Consider the following 21757-nt stretch of genomic DNA (forward strand, 5'->3'; position numbering starts at 1 on the left):
ACCATGTCACTGTCGTTACTCAATCGCTCACGCGATTTGCTTGAACGCTACGCCCCGGGTTTTGACGAGCGTTTGGCGGCCATTCCGAGTGCCCAGCGCGAAGCGCCACAGAGCGAGGTCATCGCCCTGTTTAAGCAACATGGCCCGGTAGGTCTGCTGGTCAACCGTGAAGCCGGCGGGCTGGGCGCGAACATCCTTGACGCGGTGCATGTGCAGATCGCCCTGGGCGCCCGCTCGCCCTCGCTGGCGGTGGCCAGCACCATGCACCAGTTTTCCGTGGCGAGCCTATTGGCACTCACGCAAAACGGCGGCGGCGCCGAAGGCCTGTTGCTGGCCGCCGTCGCGCAAAACCGCTTGCTGCTGTCTTCGGGGTTTGCCGAGGGCACCTCCGGAGCGGGCATTCTCGACTCGGCCATGCAGGCAGTGCACACCCCAGACGGGGTGTTACTCAGCGGCAGCAAGAAGCCCTGCTGCCTTGGGCAGTCGATGGACTTGCTCACCGCCAGCTATATCCGCCAAACCCCTGGTGGCGAAGAGCTGATGGTCGCATTGATTCCGGCCACTGCAGCGGGCATCAGCCGTAATCCTTTCTGGCAGAACAGCGCCCTGGCCGGCGCAGAAAGCATCGAAGTACGCCTCAACGAAGTGCTGGTGCCCGAGCGCATGGTGTTTTCCGCCGGTTACACGCACCAACTGGGCGACGTGCAAACCGTGGGTTTCATCTGGTTCGAACTGTTGATCTGCGCATCTTATGTGGGTGCCTGCGCCAGCCTGATCGAGTCGGTCACAGACGCCGCTCGCTGGACCGCGCATCACCGCGTGGACCTGGCAGCCGACCTGCAATTGGCGATCAGTGCCCTGGAAGGCGCGGCCCTGGATATCGAGCGTAACCCACAGGACTTGCCTAACGTGTTGGCCCGTCTGCTGCTGGTGCGTTATGGCATCGAGCAACGGCTTGCCCAGCTCTCCGACCAGGCCCACGCCATGTTGGGCGGGATGGCGTTCATCACCAGCAACCTGAGTTCCAACGGACTGATGGCCTGCCGCGGCTTGCAATTTCATCCACCGGCCAGGATCTCGATGGCGACCAACCTTGACACCTACCTGTCCGCATCAACCTTCAGCATGACCGGAGCGCACTCATGAACCTGCTCGGAAAAACCATTGTTATCACCGGTACCGCGCGCGGCCTGGGTTTCGCCGCGGCCAGCAAGCTCAAGCGACTGGGCGCCACCGTGATTGGCCTCGATATCCTCGCACCGCAAGACAGCGGCCTGCTGGACGCGTTTTATCAAGTCGACCTGTGTGACCGCCACGCCGTGGCCAACGTGATCAGCGCTATCAGCACCGATTTCGGCGACATCGACATTCTGGTCAATAACGCCGGCACCCTGACACTGGAACGCGGCGAAACCGGGGTCACCGATGAGGTGACCCGCGCAGTGGACGTCAACCTGTTCGCGCCTTGGCAACTGACTTCGGGGTTCCTGCCGGGGCTACTGCGAAAGCACGGCAAAGTGGTCAACGTGTCCTCATTGTTCGCGCTGGTGAATGCGCCCTACGTGGCCGCCTATGCTGCGAGCAAACGCGCGCTGAGCGCTTATTCGGATGTGCTGCGCATGCAGTATCGCGGGAAGCTTGACGTGGTCACGGTGTACCCGGGGTTCATCGACACGGCGATCCACTTGCCCGCGCAGCGTGTGGGCCTGTCGGTCAAACGCCTGGTGACCTTCAAGTGGGGTGACAAGACCCTGCTGTCCCTGGAAGAAAAACTGGATGCCGCCGCGAACGGCCTGGTGCGCGCCTGCCAGAAAAATGGCCTGCGCAACCGGGGGCTGACGTTCATGGGCACGCTGGCCATGTACACCGCGCGCAGCGTGCCGAGCGTGGTCGATGCCTTTATCGCCATGCGCCTGCGTACGCTCACGCGTGGCGGTCATCTGGTGCTCAACCCTGAACTGATCGAGTAAGCCCTCGCCAATGGCCAGCCATCTACACCCCAAGCCCCAGGTCCGTCTCGACCGTGCCTTGTTCAAGGCCCGATCGAGGGAATCCTTGCTGATCATCGCCTACACCTTGAGCCTGTACCTGCTGCCACTCGCGCTGTTTGTGTGGGTGGCCAACACAGCCTCCACCCTGTGGACGCTGGTGTGTTTGCCATTGGTGGTATTGGCGGGATATGGGTTATTTCTGCAAGCGATCCTTGGGCATGAAGGCTTCCACTTCAACCTGAGCGGGAACCCCATGCGCAGTTGCTACCTGGGCATTGCTACCAGTTCGCTGCTGCCGGGGTTCTGTGTGACCGGTTACTTCGTCGACCATTGGCAACACCACCGGTACAGCAACAGCGCGAAAGACCCGGACTACCAGCTCTTTTCGCGTTATCACACACTGGCGAGCCGCATCACCCTGTCGCGCTTGATTGCCACCCTGCGTTATCTGCAGACCACCTGGCGCCTGGCGTTCGGGCCATTGGTCAATCCTTCGGCGCTGCCGTTGAGTTCGGCGCAAGTGCAATGGCTGGCCCGCTGCAATATCGCCTGCCAGGTTGTATGGCTCAGCCTGTATGGGCTGGCTATCTGGCTAGTCGACGGCCTGTTGTTGGGGTTTTCCTTGAGCCTGGCGGTGGCGTTCCTGCTGTCGGCGGTCAACGCTTATCAGGAACATGCTTTCGACACAGGCCATCTGTTGCCGCCAGCGCGTTCACGCACTTCGCGTCTCAACACCTGGCTGCACGCGGGCTCGAACTTTCACCTGGAACATCATTTTTACCCCGCGGTGCCTTGCTGGCGACTGCCCAAGGTACACCGTCAACTGCTGGAAGCGGGATGGTACGAAAGCCGGCAATACCTGCTGGAAAAGCACTTTGTGCGCTCCTTCCGGTACGCCACCGGTCGCCATCCTTATCGTACAAACACGGTAAACGACACACACCCTTAATTTCCGATGGATTTTGGGCCTGACCCTTCAGGCCGCAGGAGCACGCATGCCTTTTGATATCGACAACCACATTGAAACCGAGCGCGAACAGCTGTTCAGTCACCCACTGTTCGGCAGTATCCGCAGCGTAGAAGATGTACGCACCCTGATGGAGTTTCACGTGTTCGCCGTCTGGGACTTCATGACCTTGCTCAAGCGTATCCAGCGCGACCTCACGTGCGTGGAGTTGCCCTGGGTACCGCCGGTCCACATCACCGCCGCGCGCCTGATCAACGAAATCGTGGTGGGTGAAGAGACCGACGAGCACCCCGAGGGCGGTTTTATCAGCCACCTGGACCTGTACCTCGCCGCCATGGATGAAATCGGCGCCGACAGCAGCGTATTCCGCCGCTTCCTGGCCGCCATCCAGGCCAAGGTGCCTCTGGCTAAGGCGCTCAACGACGCGCAGATTCCGACGGCCGCCAAAGTGTTCATGTGCCAGACCCTCGATGTTGCACAACACGGCAGCACCGAAGCGGTCCTGGCGTACTTCTTCTTCGGGCGTGAAGACATTATCCCCGACATGTTTGGTCGCCTGCTGTCGCAATGGTCGGTCAGTGAAAGCGATGTACCGATGCTCACGTATTACTTGAAGCGCCACATCGAGATGGATGGTGACGATCACGGCCCGGCGGCCAAACGCATCATCGCCGAAATCGTCACCAGCCCCGCGCAACACCTGCACATGGTCGAGAGTGCGAAAACCGCAATCAACTCACGGATTGACCTGTGGAATGGCGCGCATCAGTTCCTGCTGGACAAGGCTCAGCCGACGGTGAGCCGTCCTGCGCGGGAGGTCCACACCGTTTCTGAGCCTGCTTGACCTCAACGCGCATCGACAGGGAGTACCACATGACCAAAGGCAAGTTGATAAAACTGACGCTGTGCGGCGTCGTGGTCGGCGGGTTGCTGATACTGGGCTGGCAGCGCTGGCAGTATTCCAGCACCTACGTGAGTACCGACAACGCCGAGCTCGACGGGGTGATCATCCCGGTACGAGCCAAGCTTTCGGGCGTGGTGATCAGTGTGCCGGTGGTGGACAACGTCAGGGTACAAAGCGGCGACCTGCTGTTTCAGATCCGCGACAGCGAGTACCGCTATCAGTTGCAGCAGCGCGAAGCACAGTGGCAAGCATTGCTCGCCGCCGCCGGGCGCGCAGGCGTGCCGGGCGCGCTGGACAGTCAGGTGCTCGGCGCGGTGGCCATGCGCGAGGCCGCGCAGGCGGCCCTGGCTCAAGCAAGCGCCAACCTTGAGCAAGCGCGCAACGACTACCAGCGTGCCCGTCGCCTCGGCGCCCAAGGCGTGCTGAGCACCCAGGACCTGGAAGTGGCCAAGGCGCGTTTCGACGCCCTCAGCCACGCCCAGGGAGTGGCGCGCAGCAACGCCCAGGCCGCCGCTCAAAGTACCTTGGCCAACAAAGCCGAACTCAAGGTGCAGGACTATCGGATCGCGGCCGCGCAAGCGGAGCTGGAACAATCCAGGATCCAGCTCAACGACACCCGCCAGACCGCGCCGATGCGCAGCATTGTCTCGAAAAAAGAGGTGGAACCCGGCCAGTTTGTGGTCGCTGGCCAAAAGCTCATGAGCCTGATCGCCACCGACGCACTGTGGATTACCGCCAACTTCAAGGAGACCCAGGTGGGCCGCGTGCGCGTGGGCCAGACTGCCCGCGTCACCGTGGACGCCTTCCCCGGGCACGCCTTCGACGGCGTCGTCGAAAGCCTGGCACCGGCTACCGGAGCCAAGTTCTCATTGCTGCCCCAGGAGAATGCCACGGGCAACTTCACCAAGGTGGTGCAGCGCGTGCAGGTGCGCATCGCGCTCCACGATGTGCCGGATGACTACAAGCCGCTGTTGAGCCCGGGCATGAGCGCGTTTGTCGAAGTGGCCGCACCTGACGACGCCGGCCACACGCTATGAAGTCGCCTTATCTGATTGCGCTGACCGTCACGCTGGTGTCGATGATGGAGCTGCTCGATGTCACCATCGTCAACGTAGCGATTCCCAGCCTGATGGGCACCTACGGGGCGTCGGTGGATGAAATCTCCTGGGTCTCCACCGGTTATGTGGTGGCCAACGTGGTGATTCTGCCGGTCAGTGGCTGGCTGTCGGCGTGGTTCGGCCGGCGGACTTATTACCTGGTCTCTACCGCGCTGTTCGTGCTGGCATCGTTGGGTTGCGCGATGTCTGCCGAACTTTGGCAACTGGTCGCGTTCCGGGTGCTGCAAGGCCTGGCGGGCGGCGGGTTGCTGGGGATTTCCCAGGCAATCATCTACGACGTGTTCCCCAAGGAAAAGGTCAGCAGCGGCATGGCGCTTTACGGCGTGGGCGTGATGATGGGGCCCACCTTGGGTCCGACCGTCGGCGGCTACCTGATCGACACGTTGTCGTGGCATTGGATCTTCCTGATCAACTTGCCGATCGGTGCCGTGGCCTTGTTGTTGTGCTGGCTGTGCATCAACGACTCGCCCAACGAACAAAAACCTTCCAGTGTCGACTACAGCGGCTTTTGTTTGCTGGCGCTGGGCGTGGGCAGCCTGCAGATCCTGCTGGAGCGCGGCGAGCACTGGGACTGGATGGCGTCCGACTGGACCGTGGCCTGCCTGTTGCTCAGCAGCTTCAGCCTGGTGGGTTTCTTCTGGTGGGAGCGGCGTGTGGCCAACCCGATCGTCAACGTCGCGCTGTTCCAGAACCGCGAGTTCCTGATGGGGTGCATCTGCGCCTTCTGCGTGGGCTTCGGGCTGTACAGCACGTTGTTCATGGTGCCGCTGTTCTTGCAGACCCTGCTGGCGCAGAGCGCTTACCAGAGCGGGTTGGTGATTTTCCCCGGGGCGGTGGCCAGCGCCATCAGCACCTTGGTGATCGGCAAGCTGTCCCAGGAAAACAAGATCGACGAGCGTGTGTTCGTCACCCTGGGCATTGTCATGTACTGCTATGCGATGTTCCTGCACACCCAGTTCACTCTCGACAGTAACCCCGACTCGCTGTACTGGCCCTTGGTGATCCGCGGCCTGGGGCTGGGCATGATCTTCGTGCCGCTGACCAACCTGGCGATGCGTCGCCTGCCGCTGACATTGATCTCCGGCGCCTCAGGCGTACTCAACCTGATGCGCCAGTTGGGGGGCAGCGTGGGCATCGCCATCGCAGCCACCTTGCTCACACGGTTCTCCTGGGAACGCTACCGCCTGCTCTCCGAGCATGTCACCGAATCGAGCCTGGTGGCCAGTGGCTGGGGAGGTGTGGAAAGCGACCCGTTGTTTCTTTCCCTGGGCTTGGCGAGCCATCAACAAGCCCTGGCCCTGATGCCTTACCTGCAAGCGCGCGAACAAGGGCAAATGCTGGCGTTCAGCATGCTGTTCGGCACCTTGGGAGCGGTGATGGCCATCGGGATTCCCATGGTGCTGATGATGCGCAGAAGCCACATCAGTCGATAAATCTTTCAGTGGAGCACACCCCTTGCGTATTCCAGGCCTGCATCTGAACACCACCCCGCTGCTCATGCCGCTGTATTGGCTGGCACTCGCCTGCGCGCCCACTCAGGTGTTGGCAGATGACTTGTACCAGCTGTACCAGAAGGCGTTGACCCACGACATGCAGTTCGCCGCCGCCCAGGCCCAGCAATTGGCCACGGCAGAAAAGGAACCGCAAAGCCGTGCCAACCTGCTACCGGACCTGTCTGTCACCGGCGGCGCGGCCTGGGTCGATGCCGAGGATTCCTCCGACTATCGCCGCAATCGCAATAACACCAACGCCTACGCCGTGGTCCTCACACAGCCGCTGCTGCGTTGGCAGAATGTGATCGCACACGACCAAAGCAAACTGTTGATCAGCGCCAGTGAACTGCACACCGAACAAGCGCGCCAAGCGCTGATGCTGCGCGTCGCCCGCGCTTATTTCGACGTACTGCTCAATCAGGAACTGTTGAACACCCGCACGCAACAGCTACAAACCTTGCGCGAGAGCCAGACGCGCAGCCAGCGACTGCTGGCCGACGGCGCTACCACTGCTAATGCGCTCGCCCAGGTGCAGGCCAAGTACGACCAGGCATTCGCCGAACAGGTGGCCGCCCGTGGCGCACTGGACATTGCCAACGAAACGCTCACCCAATTAACTGCCGCACAGGCAGGCCCGTGGTCAGGCAAAGAGCCGCAGTTCAGTGCCCCGGTGCCCGCTGCCATCGATGATTGGGCCACGACCGCGCAACAAGGCAACCTTGCCGTACAGGCGGCGCAGATTGCCCAGCGCCTGGCCGAAATGGACATCGACAAGGAACGGGCCGGCCATTTGCCGACCCTGGATCTGATCGCCGCCCATGGCCGCTTCGCCTCTGTCGGCGGTGATGTCTACGATGTGACGTTGCCGGAAAACCGCTATAACCAGACCGTGGTCGGGGTCAAACTGAGCGTTCCTCTCTACAGCGGTGGCCGCACCAGCAGTCGCGTGCGCGAAGCCCATGCACTGCAAAGCAAGGCGGCGGACGAAGTCGAAGATGCACGTCGCAACGCCGGGCTGAAGGCGCGCCAGGCTTACCTGCAAGTCACCAACGGCATGAGCCAATACCAGGCACTCAAGCAGGCCTTGAACTCCAGCCAGATCAACCTTGCCGCCGTGACCCACGGCTTCGAAGCCGGTTCCCGCATCAACACCGACGTGCTGGATGCCCAACAAAAAGTCACCGATACCCAGCAACGCCTGGCCCAACAACGTTATGCGATCCTGATGGCCCAGTTGCACCTGTTGGCATCCACCGGCAACCTGAGCGACGCGCGCCTGCGGGATATCAGTCATACGCTGAACTGACGCACTGATCAGTAGTGCGCTGACATTCGCTCAACGTGAGGGCTGATTTGGATTAAGCTTGGGCATCTCAAAAATGGAACACTGCCCATGTTCGACCTCAACGAACTCTTCCTCTACGCCAAGGTGGTCGAGCACGGCGGGTTTGCGGCGGCGGGTCGAGCGTTGAACCTGCCCAAATCGACCTTGAGCCGCAGGGTCAGCCAGCTTGAAGCCAGGCTGGGGGCACGGCTGATACAGCGTTCGACGCGCCAATTCCAGGTGACCGATATCGGCCATGCCTATTACCGCCATTGCGTGGCGATGATTGCCGAAGCCGAGTCAGCGGAAGATGTGATTGCCTTCAACAAATCAGAGCCGCGGGGCGTGATCCGCCTGAGCTGCACCACCGCATTGCTCAACTACTGGGTGGCGCCGATGCTCGCCCAATTCATGGCGCAATGCGCCAGCGTCGAACTGAACGTGAAGAGCTTCAACCGCAAGGTCGACATCATCAGCGAAGGCTATGACATGGCCTTGAACCTGTGTTTCCCACCGCTGGAAAGCAGTGAGCTGGTCATGAAGGTACTGGCTAAAAGTCCTCAGGTACTGGTGGCGAGCGCGACTTTTTTGCAGGACGCTCCCCTGCCCTCGCTACCGGCTGACCTTGCCGGGCTGGCGACTATCCATTGGGGCAACCCGTTGCTTCAATACCTGTGGGACCTGACCGGGCCGGACGGCGCGACGGCCCAGGTCGCGCACACGCCGCGCCTGGTCAGTGATGACATGTCGACCCTGAAAAATGCAGCACTGGCGGGCGTGGGCATCGCCAACCTGCCCCAAGTCGTCGTGAAAGACGAGTTGGCCGATGGCCGCCTGATTGCCGTATTGCCTGAATGGCAACCCGCTGAAGGCGTGATCACCGCCGTGTTCCCCTCTAGGCGCGGGCTGATGCCGTCGGTGCGGTCCTTGATCGACTTTCTGGGCGATGCGTTCGAGGCGCCGTGATGCGCCCACGCGTTGCTGCGAAAGTTCCTTGCACCCTGGGCAACAGTCTTTTGTCATCAATCACATTGATAGCTCCCTAACAAAACCCCCATGCTAGAGGGCTGCCTCCGCGCTTATATCATTCCGAATGATAGTTACCTTTGCTTCATTCGATTCGTGACCTAGCACCTCCCCGCGCATGATCCGCCCATCTCAAATACATTGGCGGATGCACCTCATGGAACAGTCACTCAAACTTTTGCGCTTCCCCTTGGCGATCTTGGCCGTGGTGGTGATGAGCGCGTGCGGCAAGTCTCCCGAACAAGCGGCCGCCATGCCCCCAGCCAAGGTCAGCGTGGCCAAGGTGCTGGAACAGCCGGTCAACGAGTGGGACGAGTTCACCGGGCGCCTTGAAGCGCCGGAAACCGTGCAGATTCGTCCGCGGGTGTCCGGCCAGATTGACCAAGTCGCTTTTACTGAAGGCGCTTTGGTCAAGAAAGGCGACCTGCTGTTCCAGATCGACCCGCGCCCGTTCCAGGCCGAAGTGCGCCGCCTGGAGGCTCAACTGGCTCAGACCAAAGCCGCCGCCACCCGCAGCGAAAACGAAGCGCAACGTGGCGAACGCCTGCGTCAGAGCAACGCGATCTCCGCTGAACTGGCCGACTCGCGCACCACCGCCGCCCAGGAAGCCCGCGCCGCCATGGCCGGGATCCAGGCGCAGTTGGACCTGGCACGCCTGAACTTGAGCTTTACCCGTGTCACTTCGCCTATCAGTGGCCGCGTCAGCCGTGCCGAAATCACCGCCGGCAACCTGGTGACCGCCGATACCACCGCGCTGACCAGCGTGGTCTCCACCGACAAGGTTTACGCCTACTTCGACGCCGATGAGCGTGTATTCCTCAAGTACACCGAACTGGCCCGTGAAGGCCGGCGTGGCGCCACCACACCGGTGTACCTGGGCCTGTCCAACGAAACCGGCAACCCGCACCTGGGCCAGATGAACTTCGTCGACAACCAGGTCAACCCGGCCACCGGCACCATCCGTGGCCGCGCGGTGTTCGACAACAGCAAGGGCGAATACACCCCTGGCCTGTATGCGCGTTTGAAGCTGGTCGGCAGCGGCACCTATTCGGCGGTGTTGATCAATGACGAAGCCGTCGGCACCGACCTGGGCAAGAAATTCGTGCTGGTGATGGACGGCGACAAGCCGGCTTATCGCGCGGTGGAACTGGGGCCGAAAATCGAAGGCTTGCGCATCGTGCGCAGCGGCCTGACCAAGGATGACACCGTGATCGTCAAGGGCCTGCAACGCGTGCGCCCTGGCTCGCCGGTCGCACCGGAAACCATTCCGATGGCCAGCAAGGAAACCCTCGCCGCCTTGGCCCAACAACGACAAGCGCTTGAAGCCAGCAACCTGGAGCAAGTGGCGCCGGAAAAACCCGCGCCCAAGCTCGCAAGCGTCGCGACTCCACGCGGTTAAGGGATACGACTCAAGATGAATTTTTCCAAGTTCTTCATTTCACGGCCGATCTTCGCAGCGGTGCTGTCGCTGTTGATCCTGATTGCCGGTGCAATCTCGCTGTTCCAACTGCCGATCAGCGAATACCCGGAAGTGGTACCGCCGACCGTGGTGGTGCGCGCCAACTTCCCGGGCGCCAACCCCAAAGTCATCGGTGAAACCGTGGCCGCGCCGTTGGAGCAAGCCATCACTGGCGTTGAGAACATGCTGTACATGTCCTCGCAATCTACCGCCGACGGCAAGCTGACCCTGACCATCACCTTCGCCCTGGGCACCGACCTGGACAACGCGCAGGTGCAGGTGCAAAACCGTGTGACGCGTACCCAGCCCAAGCTGCCGGAGGAAGTGACACGCATCGGTATTACCGTGGACAAGGCCTCCCCCGACCTGACCATGGTGGTGCACTTGACCTCCCCGGATCAGCGTTATGACATGCTGTACCTGTCCAACTACGCGATCCTCAATATCAAGGATGAACTGGCCCGCCTGGGCGGCGTCGGTGACGTGCAGTTGTTCGGCATGGGCGACTACTCCCTGCGCGTGTGGCTGGACCCGAACAAAACCGCTTCGCGCAACCTGACCGCCACCGATGTGGTCACGGCGATCCGCGAGCAGAACCGCCAGGTGGCAGCCGGTGCCCTGGGCGCCCAGCCTGCGCCGAGTGACACCAGCTTCCAGTTGTCGGTCAATACCCAGGGCCGCCTGGTCACTGAAGAAGAGTTCGAGAACATCGTGATTCGCGCCGGCGCCAACGGTGAAATCACGCGCCTCAAGGACATCGCCAGGGTCGAACTGGGCTCCAGCCAATACGCGCTGCGCTCGCTGATCGATAACCAGCCGGCCGTTGCGATTCCGATTTTCCAGCGTCCCGGCTCCAATGCCATCGACATCTCCAACGATGTGCGCAGCAAGATGGCCGAGCTGAAAAAGAGCTTTCCGGCGGGCATGGATTATCGCATCGCCTATGACCCGACCATCTTTGTACGCGGCTCCATCGAAGCGGTGGTGCATACCCTGTTTGAAGCACTGATCCTTGTGGTGCTGGTGGTGATCCTGTTCCTGCAGACCTGGCGCGCCTCGATCATCCCGTTGGTGGCGGTGCCGGTTTCATTGATCGGTACCTTTGCGGTGATGCACCTGTTCGGGTTCTCACTCAATGCCCTGTCATTGTTTGGCCTGGTGCTGGCGATCGGTATTGTGGTGGACGACGCCATCGTGGTGGTGGAAAACGTCGAGCGTAATATCGAGTTGGGGCTTGAGCCGTTCCCGGCGACCGAAAAAGCCATGAGTGAAGTGACCGGCCCCATCATCGCCACGGCGCTGGTGCTGTGTGCGGTGTTCATTCCGGCCGCCTTTATCAGTGGCTTGACCGGGCAGTTCTACAAGCAGTTCGCCTTGACCATCGCGATCTCAACCGTGATCTCGGCGTTCAACTCCCTGACCTTGTCCCCTGCCCTGGCCGCTGTGCTGCTGCGCGGCCACGACGCGCCGAAGGACCGTTTCTCCAAGTTCCTCGACAAGGTCTTCGGGGGCTGGCTGTTCCGTCCCTTCAACCGCTTTTTCGAAAAGGCCAGCCATGGCTATGTAGGCACCGTGCGCCGAGTGATTCGCGGCAGCGGTATCGCCTTGTTCGTCTACGCAGGTTTGATGGTGCTGACGTTCTTCGGGTTTGCCCACACGCCGACCGGTTTCGTACCGGCCCAGGACAAGCAATACCTGGTGGCCTTCGCCCAACTGCCCGACGCCGCAAGCCTGGACCGCACCGAAAACGTGATGAAGCGCATGTCGGAGATCGCCCTGAAACAACCCGGCGTGGAAGCTGCGATTGCCTTCCCGGGCCTGTCGATCAACGGGTTCACCAACAGCCCGAACAGCGGCATCGTGTTCGTGACCTTGAAGCCGTTCGATGAGCGTAAAGACCCGAGCATGTCCGCCGGTGCGATTGCTGGTGCACTGAACGGCCAATACGCCAATATCGAAGAGGCCTACATGGCGATCTTCCCGCCGCCGCCGGTACAAGGCCTGGGCACCATCGGGGGCTTCCGCCTGCAGATCGAAGACCGTGGCAACCTCGGCTATGACGAGCTGTACAAAGAAGTGCAGAACGTAATTGCCAAGAGTCACAGCGTGCCTGAACTGTTCGGCCTGTTCACCAGCTACACGGTGAACGTGCCGCAAGTGGACGCGGCCATCGACCGCGAAAAGGCCAAGACTCACGGCGTGGCGATCAGCGACATCTTCGACACCCTGCAGGTCTACCTGGGTTCGTTGTATGCCAACGACTTCAACCGTTTCGGGCGTACCTATCAGGTCAACGTGCAGGCCGAGCAGCAGTTCCGCCAGGACTCCGACCAGATCGGCCAATTGAAAGTGCGCAATAACAGAGGCGAGATGATCCCGCTGGCGACCTTTATCAAGGTCAGCGACACCTCGGGCCCGGACCGTGTGATGCACTACAACGGCTTCATCACCGCAGAAATCAACGGCAACGCCGCGCCGGGCTACAGCTCTGGCCAGGCCCAGGCCGCGATTGAAAAGCTGCTCAAAGATGAACTGCCCAACGGCATGACCTACGAGTGGACCGACCTGACCTATCAGCAAATCCTCTCGGGCAATACCGCGCTGTTCGTATTCCCGCTCTGCGTACTGCTGGCGTTCCTGGTGCTCGCCGCCCAATACGAAAGCTGGAGCCTGCCGCTGGCGGTGATCCTGATCGTACCGATGACACTGCTGTCGGCCATTACCGGGGTGATCATCTCGGGCGGCGACAACAACATCTTCACCCAGATCGGCCTGATCGTACTGGTGGGCCTGGCGTGCAAGAACGCGATTCTGATCGTCGAGTTCGCCAAGGATAAACAGCAGGAAGGCCTCGACCCGCTCGCCGCAGTACTGGAAGCCTGCCGCCTGCGTCTGCGGCCGATCCTGATGACCTCGTTCGCGTTCATCATGGGTGTGGTGCCGTTGGTGCTCTCCAGCGGTGCCGGCGCCGAGATGCGCCATGCCATGGGCGTGGCGGTGTTCTCCGGGATGATCGGTGTGACCTTCTTCGGTCTGTTGCTGACACCAGTGTTCTACGTACTGATCCGTCGCTATGTCGAGCGCAGTGAAGCGCGCAAAGCGGCCAAGGCCTTGAAGCTGGAGACACAGCAATGAGTGTGAAAGTATTCCTGCCGAGCCTGTTGGTGCTGGCGCTCGCCGCCTGTGCCGTAGGCCCGGACTACAAGACCCAGCCACTGGAGGCGGCCAATATCACGGCCGCCGCCGACAGCAAAAGCTACGACCATGCCAAGTACGAAGGCATCTGGTGGCAGCAGTTCGAAGACCCCACGCTCAACCAGCTGGTAACCCAGTCGCTGAGCGGCAACCGTGATTTGCGCGTAGCCTTTGCCCGCCTGCGGGCGGCACGGGCTATCCGTGATGACGCGGCCAACGACATCATGCCGGTGGTCACCTCTCGCGCCAGCAGCGATGTGGGCAAGGGCCAGATTCCCGGGCAGACCACCAAGCGTGTCAACAGCGAGCGCTACGACCTGGGCCTGGACATGGCCTGGGAAGTGGATTTGTTCGGGCGCATCCGCCGCAACCTGGAAGCCAGCGACGCCGACCAACAGGTGGCCGAAGCCGACCTGTACCAACTGCAAGTCACCATGATTGCCGAACTGGTGGATGCCTACGGTCAACTGCGTGGAGCGCAACTGCGTGAACGCATTGCCCTGGACAACCTGAAGAACCAGCAGGAATCGCGCACCATCACCGTCAGCCTGCGTGATGCCGGCGTCGGTGATCAGCTCGACGTGGAACGTGCCGACGCGCGCCTGGCAGCAGTTGAAGCCAGCGTGCCGCAACTGCAGGCCGAACAAGTGCGCGAGCGCAACCGCATCGCCACCCTCCTCGGCCAGCGCCCCGACAAACTGAGCGTGGACCTGAGCCCGAAAGACCTGCCAGCGATTGCCAAGGCGTTGCCGATTGGCGACCCGGGGCAACTGCTGCAACGACGCCCGGACATCCTCAGCGCCGAACGCAAACTGGCCGCCGCCACCGCACGTATCGGCGTGGCCAAGGCCGACCTGTTCCCACGGGTGAGCCTCAGCGGTTTCCTCGGCTTCACCGCCGGGCGCGGTTCGCAGATCGGCTCCGCCGCGGCGAATGCTTGGTCCCTGGGCCCGAGCATCACGTGGGCCGCGTTTGACCTGGGCAGCGTGCGTGCGCGTCTGCGTGGCGCGAATGCCGAAGCCGATGGCGCGTTGGCGACCTATGAACAGCAAGTGTTGCTGGCATTGGAAGAGTCCGAGAACGCCTTCAGCGATTACGGCAAGCGCCAGCAACGCCTGGTCTCGCTGATCCGCCAAAGCGAATCCAGCCGCGCCGCCGCCGACCTCGCGGCGATCCGCTATCGCGAAGGCACCGTGGACTTCCTGGTACTGCTCGACGCCCAGCGCGAACGCCTGGCCGCCGAAGACGCCCAGGCCCAGGCCGAAGTGGATCTGTATCGCGGCATCGTGGCGATCTACAAGGCCTTGGGTGGTGGCTGGCAGCCGGATACGGTGGTCGCCAGCAACCGGTGAGGTAAAGAGCTCCTTTGGTTGGTCGCATCCAGCCAATTTTTAGCCCTGCGGTCCATTCGGTCGCGGGGCTTTTTTTCGTGTGGGATTTAGCTGGCCTCACCCAGAATCAGGCTACGGTAATGCCCCGGATTCGATCCCACCCACTTACGAAAGGCCTTGTAGAACGAACTCGCATCGGCAAACCCCAGCCGCGTGGCGATCTCGGCAAAACTGATCTGCGGCTCGGCCAACCACACAATCGCCAGTTCCTTGCGCACGCTGTCCTTGAGGCCCTGATAGGTCTGCCCCTCTTCCGCCAAGCGACGGCGTAGTGTGGACGCAGAAATACACAACCTGGCGGCAAGCCCCTCGGTTTCCGGCCAGGTGTCGGGGGGCATCTGCCGCAAGTCGTGCTTGATGCGCGTGGCGAGGCTTTCCGGGTCGCGGTATTTCACCAGGATGTTAGCCGGTGCATGAGCCAGGAAACGTTGGAGCTCCTGCGGGCTGCGCTTGATCGGCAGGTCCAGGCAGTCGGCAGAAAAAATCATGCGGGTGCGTGGCCGATCAAAGCGCAGGTTGTCAGAAAACATCACCTGATAATCGTCACAGAAGTCCGGCTGCGCGCAACGCAACTCGATGGCGAGGATCGGAATGCGCCGCCCTGCCAGCCAGCAGGCGACGCCGTGGACGATCATCCAATAGGTGAAGTAGGTAAACGCACGCTTGGGATCATGCTCAGGTTCGAGCAGGACGATTTCCGCCAGGCTCTGTTGACGCACCAGCTGGGCTGGCATGTGCTCCAGCATCAACGACAGAAACCCCAGGCCGGTTTCCAGGCCCGCTGCCAGGCTGGGTTGCGCCACGGCGGCGCGACACAGGAACGCCAAGCTGCCGGACTTGAGCTTGCGCGGGTCCATGCCAAAAAACTCATCGTCCCTGCGCCGCGCCAGCAAGCGCCACAGGCGTGCATAGGCCGTGGCCGCCACGCGAGCGTCAGGCTGCTCAAGCAACGCCGGATCAATCCCGACTTTGCTCAATGCCTCAACGGTGGCCGCTCCCGGCGCGCAACTCTGCGACAGCGCTTCGCGCACGAGGTGGATGGAGATGGTGTCTTTTTCCGACATGGGGCGTTGAGCTATCCGGCTGCGGTCTGATTGCTCCGCATCATAAAGGCGGTTGCGCTTCGCCACCACTGTTCAGCCCACGTTCAGCAAAGGTCAATATTTCTTGTTTAGCAATGAGTATCATTATGTTACAACTTAGCTCCCTAACTAGTTGCGCCCGGGTGCCCGATGCTCGTTCCTTTTTTAATCATGCTGCGCGAAGGCATTGAAGCGGCATTGATCGTTGGCATTATCGCCAGTTACCTGCAACAGACCGGGCGTGGCCAGTGGATGCCTGCAGTGTGGATCGGCGTGTTCCTGGCGGCCGCGCTGGCGCTGCTGGTGGGCGGCGGCCTGGAATTGGTCAGTGCGGAGTTCCCGCAAAAGCAGCAGGAATTGTTTGAAGGTGTCGTCGGCCTGGTCGCCGTGGGTATTCTCAGTTCCATGGTGTTCTGGATGCGCAAAGTGGCGCGCTCGATTAAACACTCGCTGCATGAATCTCTCGACCATGCGTTGGCCGGCTCCAGGCACCAGGTGTTTGCCCTGATCGCCATGGTGTTTTTTGCCGTGGCCCGCGAAGGACTGGAGACGGTGTTCTTCCTGTTGGCGGTGTTTCAGCAGAGTGAAGGCCCAGGCGCTCCGATAGGCGCCCTGCTCGGCCTGGTCCTGGCCATTGTCGTCGGCTTGCTGATTTATTCCGGCAGCATGCGCCTGAACCTCGGTGCATTTTTCCGCTGGACTGGCCTGTTCATCCTGGTGGTTGCGGCCGGCATTCTCGCCAACTCGGTGCAGGCCCTGCACGAGGCCGGCGTGTGGAACCACTGGCAGACCGTGCTGTTCGATTTCAGCGCTGCATTACCCATGGACAGCCCGCTCGGCTCGGTACTGGCCGGCATGTTCGGTTACCAGGAGGCGCCGACCGTCAGCACCCTGGGCGCCTATCTGATTTACCTGGTGGTGGCCCTGGTGATGTTCTTCCTGCCCTCGGCCCCTACCCAGCCCGTTGCCAATACCTCTTCCGTTTCCAGCCAGTAAGGACCGTCTCTTGTCCAACCCAACCCCTCAATCGGCCCCGCCATCCCGCGCCTTGCGCTGGGGCGTGGCCGGCTCGGTGGTGGTGATGATCGCCGCCGGTGGCCTGTTCTACTACGCGTCGCAATTGGCCGCGACCAAGCGCCAGACCAACCACAATGAAATCGCGGTCACGATTCACAGTCACGCCTGCGAGCCCAACGCTCTCACCGTGCCGGCCGGGCGCGCAAGCTTTCGTATCATCAACCGCTCCGACCGTGCGGTGGAGTGGGAAATCCTCGACGGCGTGCTGGTGGTCGAAGAACGGGAGAATATTGCCCCGGGCCTGAGCCAGGTGATCAATGCCAACCTGTTGCCCGGTGACTACGCCATTACCTGTGGCCTGTTGAGCAACCCGCGTGGCACCTTGCATGTCACGCCCACGGCAGAGTCTGACGCCCAGGCCAAGGCCAAGCCGTCGATGGTGGCCTTTATTGGCCCGTTGTCGGAGTTTCGCGTGTACCTGAGCGGCCAGAGCGGTGCGCTGGTCAAGGCCGTGACGGCCCTGCAACAGGCCATCGCCGCCGGTGATCTGGCCCAGGCACAGGCACTGTATGTGCCGGCCCGTGAGGCGTATCAGCGCCTGGCGCCGGCGTCCCAGCGCCTGGCCGAATTGGATAACGCGATCAACGCCCGCGCCGACTACTTTGAAAAGCGCGAGCAAGACCCCGCCTTCAGCGGCTTCCATCGCCTGGAATACAGCCTGTTCCAGCAACACAGCCTTGATGGCCTGGCGCCGGTCGCCCAACGCCTGGTTACCGACGTCACCACGCTCAAGCAACAGTTACTGGCCCAGTCCCTGCCACCAGAGCAACTGGTGAGCATTGTGGTACGCAACCTCGACAGCCTGGCAGACGTTCGCGCGGCGAGCGGTGAAGAGGAACGCTACAGCCACATCGACTTGAACGGCTTTGCCGCCAATCTTGAGGTGGCCCGCAAAGTGGTCGACCTGATGCGCCCGTTACTGGGCAAGTCCGCCGCCGACCTGTTGCCCGCTATCGACAGCGCGCTCAACGCCTTCGACACCGAACTCGAGGGGCTCAAGGTGAATGACCGCTACCCAACCTACGACAAGGTTACAGCCGATCAGCGCAAGCAGATCGCCGATAAGGCCAAGGCACTGGCCGTTGCACTCGATGGAATCGACCCCGCCCTTGGCCTTTCCGGCCTGCAGTGAAGACGACCGCACACATGAGTGATACAGAACAGTTTGACCTCCAACGTCGCCGCGTCCTGTTGGGCATGGCGGCCACCGGCGCTGCGATTGCCGGCAGCAGCCTGAGCTGCCCGGCGATGGCGGCAGCGGCCGAGCAAGTCACCACGGCCCCGCGTAGCGACAAGACCCAGGACCACCAAGCGTTTTTCGGCAAGCACCAAAGCGGCATCGTCACCCCGCGCCCGGCCTGCGGCATGGTCGTGGCGTTCGATGTACTGGCCAGCGACCGCGAAGACCTGGAACGCCTGTTCCGCACCCTCAACGAACGCATCGCGTTCCTGATGACCGGCGGCACCGTGCCCCAGGTCGACCCGAAATTGCCGCCTACCGATTCCGGCATCCTTGGCCCGGTGGTCACGCCGGATAACCTGACCATTACCGTATCGGTCGGCGAGTCGTTGTTCGACGAACGCTTCGGCCTCGCGGCGGCCAAACCCAAGCGCCTGAGCCGCATGGTCGGTTTTCCCAACGATGCGCTGGAACCGACGCAGTGCCACGGCGACCTGAGCCTGCAGTTCAGCTCCAATACGCCAGACACCAATATCCACGCGCTGCGCGACATCGTCAAAAACCTGCCCGACCTGCTGCTGGTGCGCTGGAAGCAAGAAGGCAGCGTGCCGCCCCAGGCACCGACCAAACCCGGTGAGCCGGCGCAGAGTGCGCGCAATTTCCTGGGCTTTCGTGATGGCTCGGCCAACCCCAATTCCAACGATGACAAGGCCATGGACCAGATCGTCTGGGTACAGCCCACCAGCGAAGAACCGGCCTGGGCCGCCCATGGCAGTTACCAGGCCGTGCGCATCATCCGTAACTTTGTCGAGCGCTGGGATCGCACCCCGCTGCAAGAACAGGAAAGCATCATCGGCCGCGTCAAACCCACCGGCGCGCCCATGGACGGCCAGCATGAAACCCAGGTCCCGGACTACAGCAAGGACCCTGAAGGCAAGTTGACCAAGCTCGATGCCCACATCCGCCTGGCCAACCCACGCACCCCGCAGACCCAGGCCAACCTGATCCTGCGGCGGCCGTTCAACTACTCCAACGGCGTCAACAAAAACGGTCAACTGGACATGGGCTTGTTGTTCATCTGCTACCAGGCTGACCTGGAGAAAGGCTTTATCAGCGTGCAAACCCGGCTCAACGGCGAGCCGCTGGAGGAGTACCTCAAGCCCGTGGGTGGCGGGTATTTCTTCACCTTGCCAGGGGTCACCGGCCCCAAGGATTTCATCGGGCGCACGCTGCTCGCGGCAACGCACTCTCAAAATCCTGCCAAGACCTAAAACACACCAGAGCGGAATGTCTCCCATGAAGAAGTCGTCTATCGCGTTGTTGTTACTCAGCCTTTCGCCACTGGCAAGCTTCGCCGCTACTGCGCCGTTGGACTTGGTGGGCCCGGTGTCGGATTACAAGATCTACGTCACCGAAGAAATCGGCGAACTGGTCACCCAGACCCAGGCGTTCACCGACGCTATCAATAAAGGCGACCTGGCCACGGCCAAGAAACTCTATGCGCCAACCCGCGTGCACTATGAGTCCATTGAGCCGATCGCCGAGCTGTTCAGCGACCTCGACGCGTCCATCGATTCGCGTGTCGACGACCATGAAAAAGGCGTGACGGCCGAAGACTTCACGGGCTTTCACCGGATCGAATACGCGCTGTTCTCGCAGAACTCGACCCAGGGCCTGCAAGCACTGACGGCCAAGCTCAACGCGGACGTGAATGACCTCAAGACCCGCGTCGACGGCCTGACCTTCCCGCCGGAAAAAGTCGTCGGTGGTGCCGCTGCGTTGCTTGAAGAAGTCGCGGCCACCAAGATCTCCGGTGAAGAAGACCGCTACAGCCACACCGACCTGTACGACTTCCAGGGCAACATCGACGGCGCGAAGAAAATCGTTGACCTGTTCCGTGGCCAGATCGGGCAGCAGGACCAGGCCTTCCTGGCAAAAGTCGACAAGAACTTTGCCAGCGTCGACAAGATCCTGGCCAAGTACAAAACCAAGGATGGCGGCTTCGAGACCTATGACAAGGTCAAGGACAACGACCGCAAGGCCCTGGTCGGCCCGGTCAACACCCTGGCCGAAGACCTCTCGACCCTGCGCGGCAAGCTGGGTTTGAACTAACTGCCGCGCACAAAAAAACACCCAGTCCCTGTCGAGGGGCCTGGGTGTTTTTTTGCCGGCACGTTGCTCAGTTAGAGAATGCGGTACAGCAAGCGCTCGATCCGCACCCGGCTGACACGCCGCAGGAACTTGCCGACAGCGGGCGGGTAATCCACCAGCGTCTGCAATTGCTGGTAACCCTGGATACGCGTGGTGTGTTGGAAAATATTCGCAAGCTCGGCGCTTCGCGGCCCCAGCCATTGGCCTTGAGGGTCGTCGATCAGCAAGCCGTTTTCCAGGTCGAGGCGAAACGCCCGCGGGTTGAGGTTGTTGCCGGTGAGCAAGGTGTAGCGCTCATCCACCCACATGCCCTTGAGGTGATAGGTGTTATCGCCGTCGCGCCATAGGTGCAGGTTCAACTGGCCGCTGTTGATCATCGGCTGGTGCCGTTTGGCAAAGCGCCGCAGGCTGATCTCGTACAAGTACGGCAACGCCGCAATCACCTTGAAGGGTTCAGTGGGCGGAATATAGAAGTCGTTGGCGGTCTTGTCGCCCACCACGATGTCGATCTTCACACCGCGTGCCAGGGCACGGTTGATCTCGCGGGTTACCGGCAATGGCAGGTTGAAATACGGCGTGCAGATGGTCAGTTGCTGCTGGGCGCTGGCGATGAGTTCGAGGATCACCCGGCTCAACGGGTTGTTCTTGCCGACGCCCAGCAAGGGGCTGACCGACAGATGGCCATTGGGCAACTGCCCGGCTGTGGTGTCGTAGGTCGCATGCTTGAGACGGCTGCGCAGGTCGCCGATGTCGTTGCGCAGGCTGCGAGTGGTGGGCGGGTTTGGCAGGTCCAGGCGATGCACGGCCTTGGACGCCACCAGGCCGTGTTCCACCAGGTGCTGCATCGAATCGGCCAAGGGTTGGCTATGGATCAGGTGATAACGGTCGAAGCGGTATTTGTCGAACTTGTGCAGGTACACATTGTTCAGGCTGGCGCCGCTGTAAAGCACGCTGTCATCGATCACGAAACCCTTGAGGTGCAACACGCCGAACAGCTCGCGGGTTTGCACCGGCACGCCGTACACCGGCACTTCGGTGGCGTGGCACTGGGTCATGGCCTGGTACCAGGCGCTGTTGCCCGGTTGCTTGCCTGCGCCGATCAGCCCGCGCTGGGCGCGCAGCCAATCCACCATCACCACGATGTCCAGTTCGGGCCGTGCGGCCTTGGCGGCGTGTAGCGCGTCGTAGATTTCCTGCCCCGCCTCGTCCTGCTGCAAGTACAAGGCAACGATGTAGATACGCCGCGTGGCCTGGGCGATTTTCTCCAGCAGGCAGCGACGATAGGCATCGGCGCTGGGCAGCACCTCAAGGGCCTCGTTGGACAGCGCAAAACCGCGCAGCTTGGGCAACAGGGAGCGTTTGAAGAACGACGGCATAGGGCTCGCAATGGGTCGAATCC

17 protein-coding genes are annotated in these 21757 nt (G+C 61.6%); 15 read left to right on the plus strand and 2 right to left on the minus strand.

All coding sequences use genetic code 11. The annotated features are described in order from the left end of the window. Positions 1–3 precede the first annotated feature (3 nt). The 11 genes from BMH52_RS19775 to BMH52_RS19825 all read left to right on the plus strand — a co-directional run bounded on the left by BMH52_RS19775 (position 4) and on the right by BMH52_RS19825 (position 14829). Positions 4–1146 carry an acyl-CoA/acyl-ACP dehydrogenase gene (locus BMH52_RS19775; RefSeq protein ID WP_014718384.1) on the plus strand — a complete coding sequence of 381 codons (1143 nt, stop codon included), beginning with the start codon at positions 4–6 and terminating at the stop codon, positions 1144–1146. Beyond that, positions 1143–1970, plus strand: a complete 828-nt coding sequence (locus BMH52_RS19780) for an SDR family oxidoreductase (protein WP_073844793.1) — start codon at positions 1143–1145, stop codon at positions 1968–1970. The genes BMH52_RS19775 and BMH52_RS19780 overlap by 4 nt, the downstream gene beginning before the upstream one ends. Before the next feature lie 10 nt (positions 1971–1980). Beyond that, complete coding sequence (locus tag BMH52_RS19785; protein WP_073844795.1) at positions 1981–2940, plus strand: fatty acid desaturase; 960 nt, start codon at positions 1981–1983, stop codon at positions 2938–2940. 46 nt (positions 2941–2986) lie between these two features. Continuing rightward, the gene (locus tag BMH52_RS19790; RefSeq protein WP_073844797.1) at positions 2987–3802 is read left to right on the plus strand and encodes a DUF3050 domain-containing protein; all 816 of its coding nucleotides are present in this window, start codon (positions 2987–2989) and stop codon (positions 3800–3802) included. 29 nt (positions 3803–3831) lie between these two features. Next, a complete protein-coding gene (locus tag BMH52_RS19795; RefSeq protein ID WP_014718380.1) occupies positions 3832–4899 on the plus strand; it encodes an HlyD family secretion protein in 1068 nt (355 codons plus the stop codon). Continuing rightward, a complete protein-coding gene (locus BMH52_RS19800; RefSeq protein WP_072434538.1) occupies positions 4896–6413 on the plus strand; it encodes a DHA2 family efflux MFS transporter permease subunit in 1518 nt (505 codons plus the stop codon). The genes BMH52_RS19795 and BMH52_RS19800 overlap by 4 nt, the downstream gene beginning before the upstream one ends. Positions 6414–6435: 22 nt before the next feature. Then, positions 6436–7779, plus strand: a complete 1344-nt coding sequence (locus BMH52_RS19805; protein WP_083610650.1) for a TolC family outer membrane protein — start codon at positions 6436–6438, stop codon at positions 7777–7779. A gap of 87 nt (positions 7780–7866) precedes the next feature. Continuing rightward, positions 7867–8763: a LysR substrate-binding domain-containing protein gene (locus BMH52_RS19810; protein ID WP_019820111.1), complete on the plus strand. Its 897-nt coding sequence runs from the start codon at positions 7867–7869 to the stop codon at positions 8761–8763. Positions 8764–8980: 217 nt separating this feature from the next. Beyond that, on the plus strand, positions 8981–10222 hold the full coding sequence (gene mexE / locus BMH52_RS19815) for a multidrug efflux RND transporter periplasmic adaptor subunit MexE (protein WP_019820113.1): 1242 nt from the start codon (positions 8981–8983) through the stop codon (positions 10220–10222). 15 nt (positions 10223–10237) lie between these two features. Then, a complete protein-coding gene (locus BMH52_RS19820) occupies positions 10238–13417 on the plus strand; it encodes an efflux RND transporter permease subunit (protein ID WP_003191086.1) in 3180 nt (1059 codons plus the stop codon). Then, a complete protein-coding gene (locus BMH52_RS19825; RefSeq protein WP_014718375.1) occupies positions 13414–14829 on the plus strand; it encodes an efflux transporter outer membrane subunit in 1416 nt (471 codons plus the stop codon). Before BMH52_RS19820 ends, BMH52_RS19825 begins: the two co-directional genes overlap by 4 nt. Positions 14830–14915: 86 nt before the next feature. On the opposite strand, the gene BMH52_RS19830 is transcribed toward BMH52_RS19825, so the two are convergent. Further along, the gene (locus BMH52_RS19830) at positions 14916–15932 is read right to left on the minus strand and encodes an AraC family transcriptional regulator (RefSeq protein WP_073844799.1); all 1017 of its coding nucleotides are present in this window, start codon (positions 15930–15932) and stop codon (positions 14916–14918) included. Between the two features lie 168 nt (positions 15933–16100). Here BMH52_RS19830 and efeU point away from each other — a divergent pair, with 168 nt between their 5' ends. From efeU to efeO (BMH52_RS19850), 4 genes are read left to right on the plus strand one after another with little or no spacing between them, the layout of a single operon-like run. After that, on the plus strand, positions 16101–16946 hold the full coding sequence (efeU, locus tag BMH52_RS19835) for an iron uptake transporter permease EfeU (protein ID WP_014718373.1): 846 nt from the start codon (positions 16101–16103) through the stop codon (positions 16944–16946). Between the two features lie 10 nt (positions 16947–16956). Continuing rightward, a complete protein-coding gene (gene efeO / locus BMH52_RS19840) occupies positions 16957–18159 on the plus strand; it encodes an iron uptake system protein EfeO (protein ID WP_073844802.1) in 1203 nt (400 codons plus the stop codon). A 14-nt stretch (positions 18160–18173) separates the two neighbouring features. After that, the gene (gene efeB, locus BMH52_RS19845; RefSeq protein WP_072434673.1) at positions 18174–19478 is read left to right on the plus strand and encodes an iron uptake transporter deferrochelatase/peroxidase subunit; all 1305 of its coding nucleotides are present in this window, start codon (positions 18174–18176) and stop codon (positions 19476–19478) included. Positions 19479–19503: 25 nt separating this feature from the next. Continuing rightward, positions 19504–20319 carry an iron uptake system protein EfeO gene (efeO, locus tag BMH52_RS19850; RefSeq protein ID WP_014718370.1) on the plus strand — a complete coding sequence of 272 codons (816 nt, stop codon included), beginning with the start codon at positions 19504–19506 and terminating at the stop codon, positions 20317–20319. Positions 20320–20390: 71 nt separating this feature from the next. Here efeO (BMH52_RS19850) and pssA read toward each other — a convergent pair whose 3' ends face one another. Beyond that, the gene (pssA, locus tag BMH52_RS19855) at positions 20391–21734 is read right to left on the minus strand and encodes a CDP-diacylglycerol--serine O-phosphatidyltransferase (protein WP_073844804.1); all 1344 of its coding nucleotides are present in this window, start codon (positions 21732–21734) and stop codon (positions 20391–20393) included. Positions 21735–21757: the final 23 nt, after the last annotated feature.

Source organism: Pseudomonas sp. BTN1 (genome assembly GCF_001907715.1).
Taxonomy (GTDB): domain Bacteria; phylum Pseudomonadota; class Gammaproteobacteria; order Pseudomonadales; family Pseudomonadaceae; genus Aquipseudomonas; species Aquipseudomonas paracarnis.

Excerpts from the sequence above, each read along its gene's own strand:
- BMH52_RS19820 (WP_003191086.1), top strand. The coding sequence starts at position 10,238 with ATGAATTTTTCCAAGTTCTTCATTTCACGGCCGATCTTCGCAGCGGTG.
- efeO (WP_014718370.1), top strand. The coding sequence starts at position 19,504 with ATGAAGAAGTCGTCTATCGCGTTGTTGTTACTCAGCCTTTCGCCACTG.
- efeB (WP_072434673.1), top strand. The coding sequence starts at position 18,174 with ATGAGTGATACAGAACAGTTTGACCTCCAACGTCGCCGCGTCCTGTTG.
- efeU (WP_014718373.1), top strand. The coding sequence starts at position 16,101 with ATGCTCGTTCCTTTTTTAATCATGCTGCGCGAAGGCATTGAAGCGGCA.
- BMH52_RS19775 (WP_014718384.1), top strand. The coding sequence starts at position 4 with ATGTCACTGTCGTTACTCAATCGCTCACGCGATTTGCTTGAACGCTAC.
- BMH52_RS19795 (WP_014718380.1), top strand. The coding sequence starts at position 3,832 with ATGACCAAAGGCAAGTTGATAAAACTGACGCTGTGCGGCGTCGTGGTC.
- BMH52_RS19830 (WP_073844799.1), bottom strand. The coding sequence starts at position 15,932 with ATGTCGGAAAAAGACACCATCTCCATCCACCTCGTGCGCGAAGCGCTG.
- mexE (WP_019820113.1), top strand. The coding sequence starts at position 8,981 with ATGGAACAGTCACTCAAACTTTTGCGCTTCCCCTTGGCGATCTTGGCC.
- BMH52_RS19790 (WP_073844797.1), top strand. The coding sequence starts at position 2,987 with ATGCCTTTTGATATCGACAACCACATTGAAACCGAGCGCGAACAGCTG.
- pssA (WP_073844804.1), bottom strand. The coding sequence starts at position 21,734 with ATGCCGTCGTTCTTCAAACGCTCCCTGTTGCCCAAGCTGCGCGGTTTT.
- BMH52_RS19785 (WP_073844795.1), top strand. The coding sequence starts at position 1,981 with ATGGCCAGCCATCTACACCCCAAGCCCCAGGTCCGTCTCGACCGTGCC.
- BMH52_RS19800 (WP_072434538.1), top strand. The coding sequence starts at position 4,896 with ATGAAGTCGCCTTATCTGATTGCGCTGACCGTCACGCTGGTGTCGATG.
- BMH52_RS19780 (WP_073844793.1), top strand. The coding sequence starts at position 1,143 with ATGAACCTGCTCGGAAAAACCATTGTTATCACCGGTACCGCGCGCGGC.
- BMH52_RS19825 (WP_014718375.1), top strand. The coding sequence starts at position 13,414 with ATGAGTGTGAAAGTATTCCTGCCGAGCCTGTTGGTGCTGGCGCTCGCC.
- BMH52_RS19810 (WP_019820111.1), top strand. The coding sequence starts at position 7,867 with ATGTTCGACCTCAACGAACTCTTCCTCTACGCCAAGGTGGTCGAGCAC.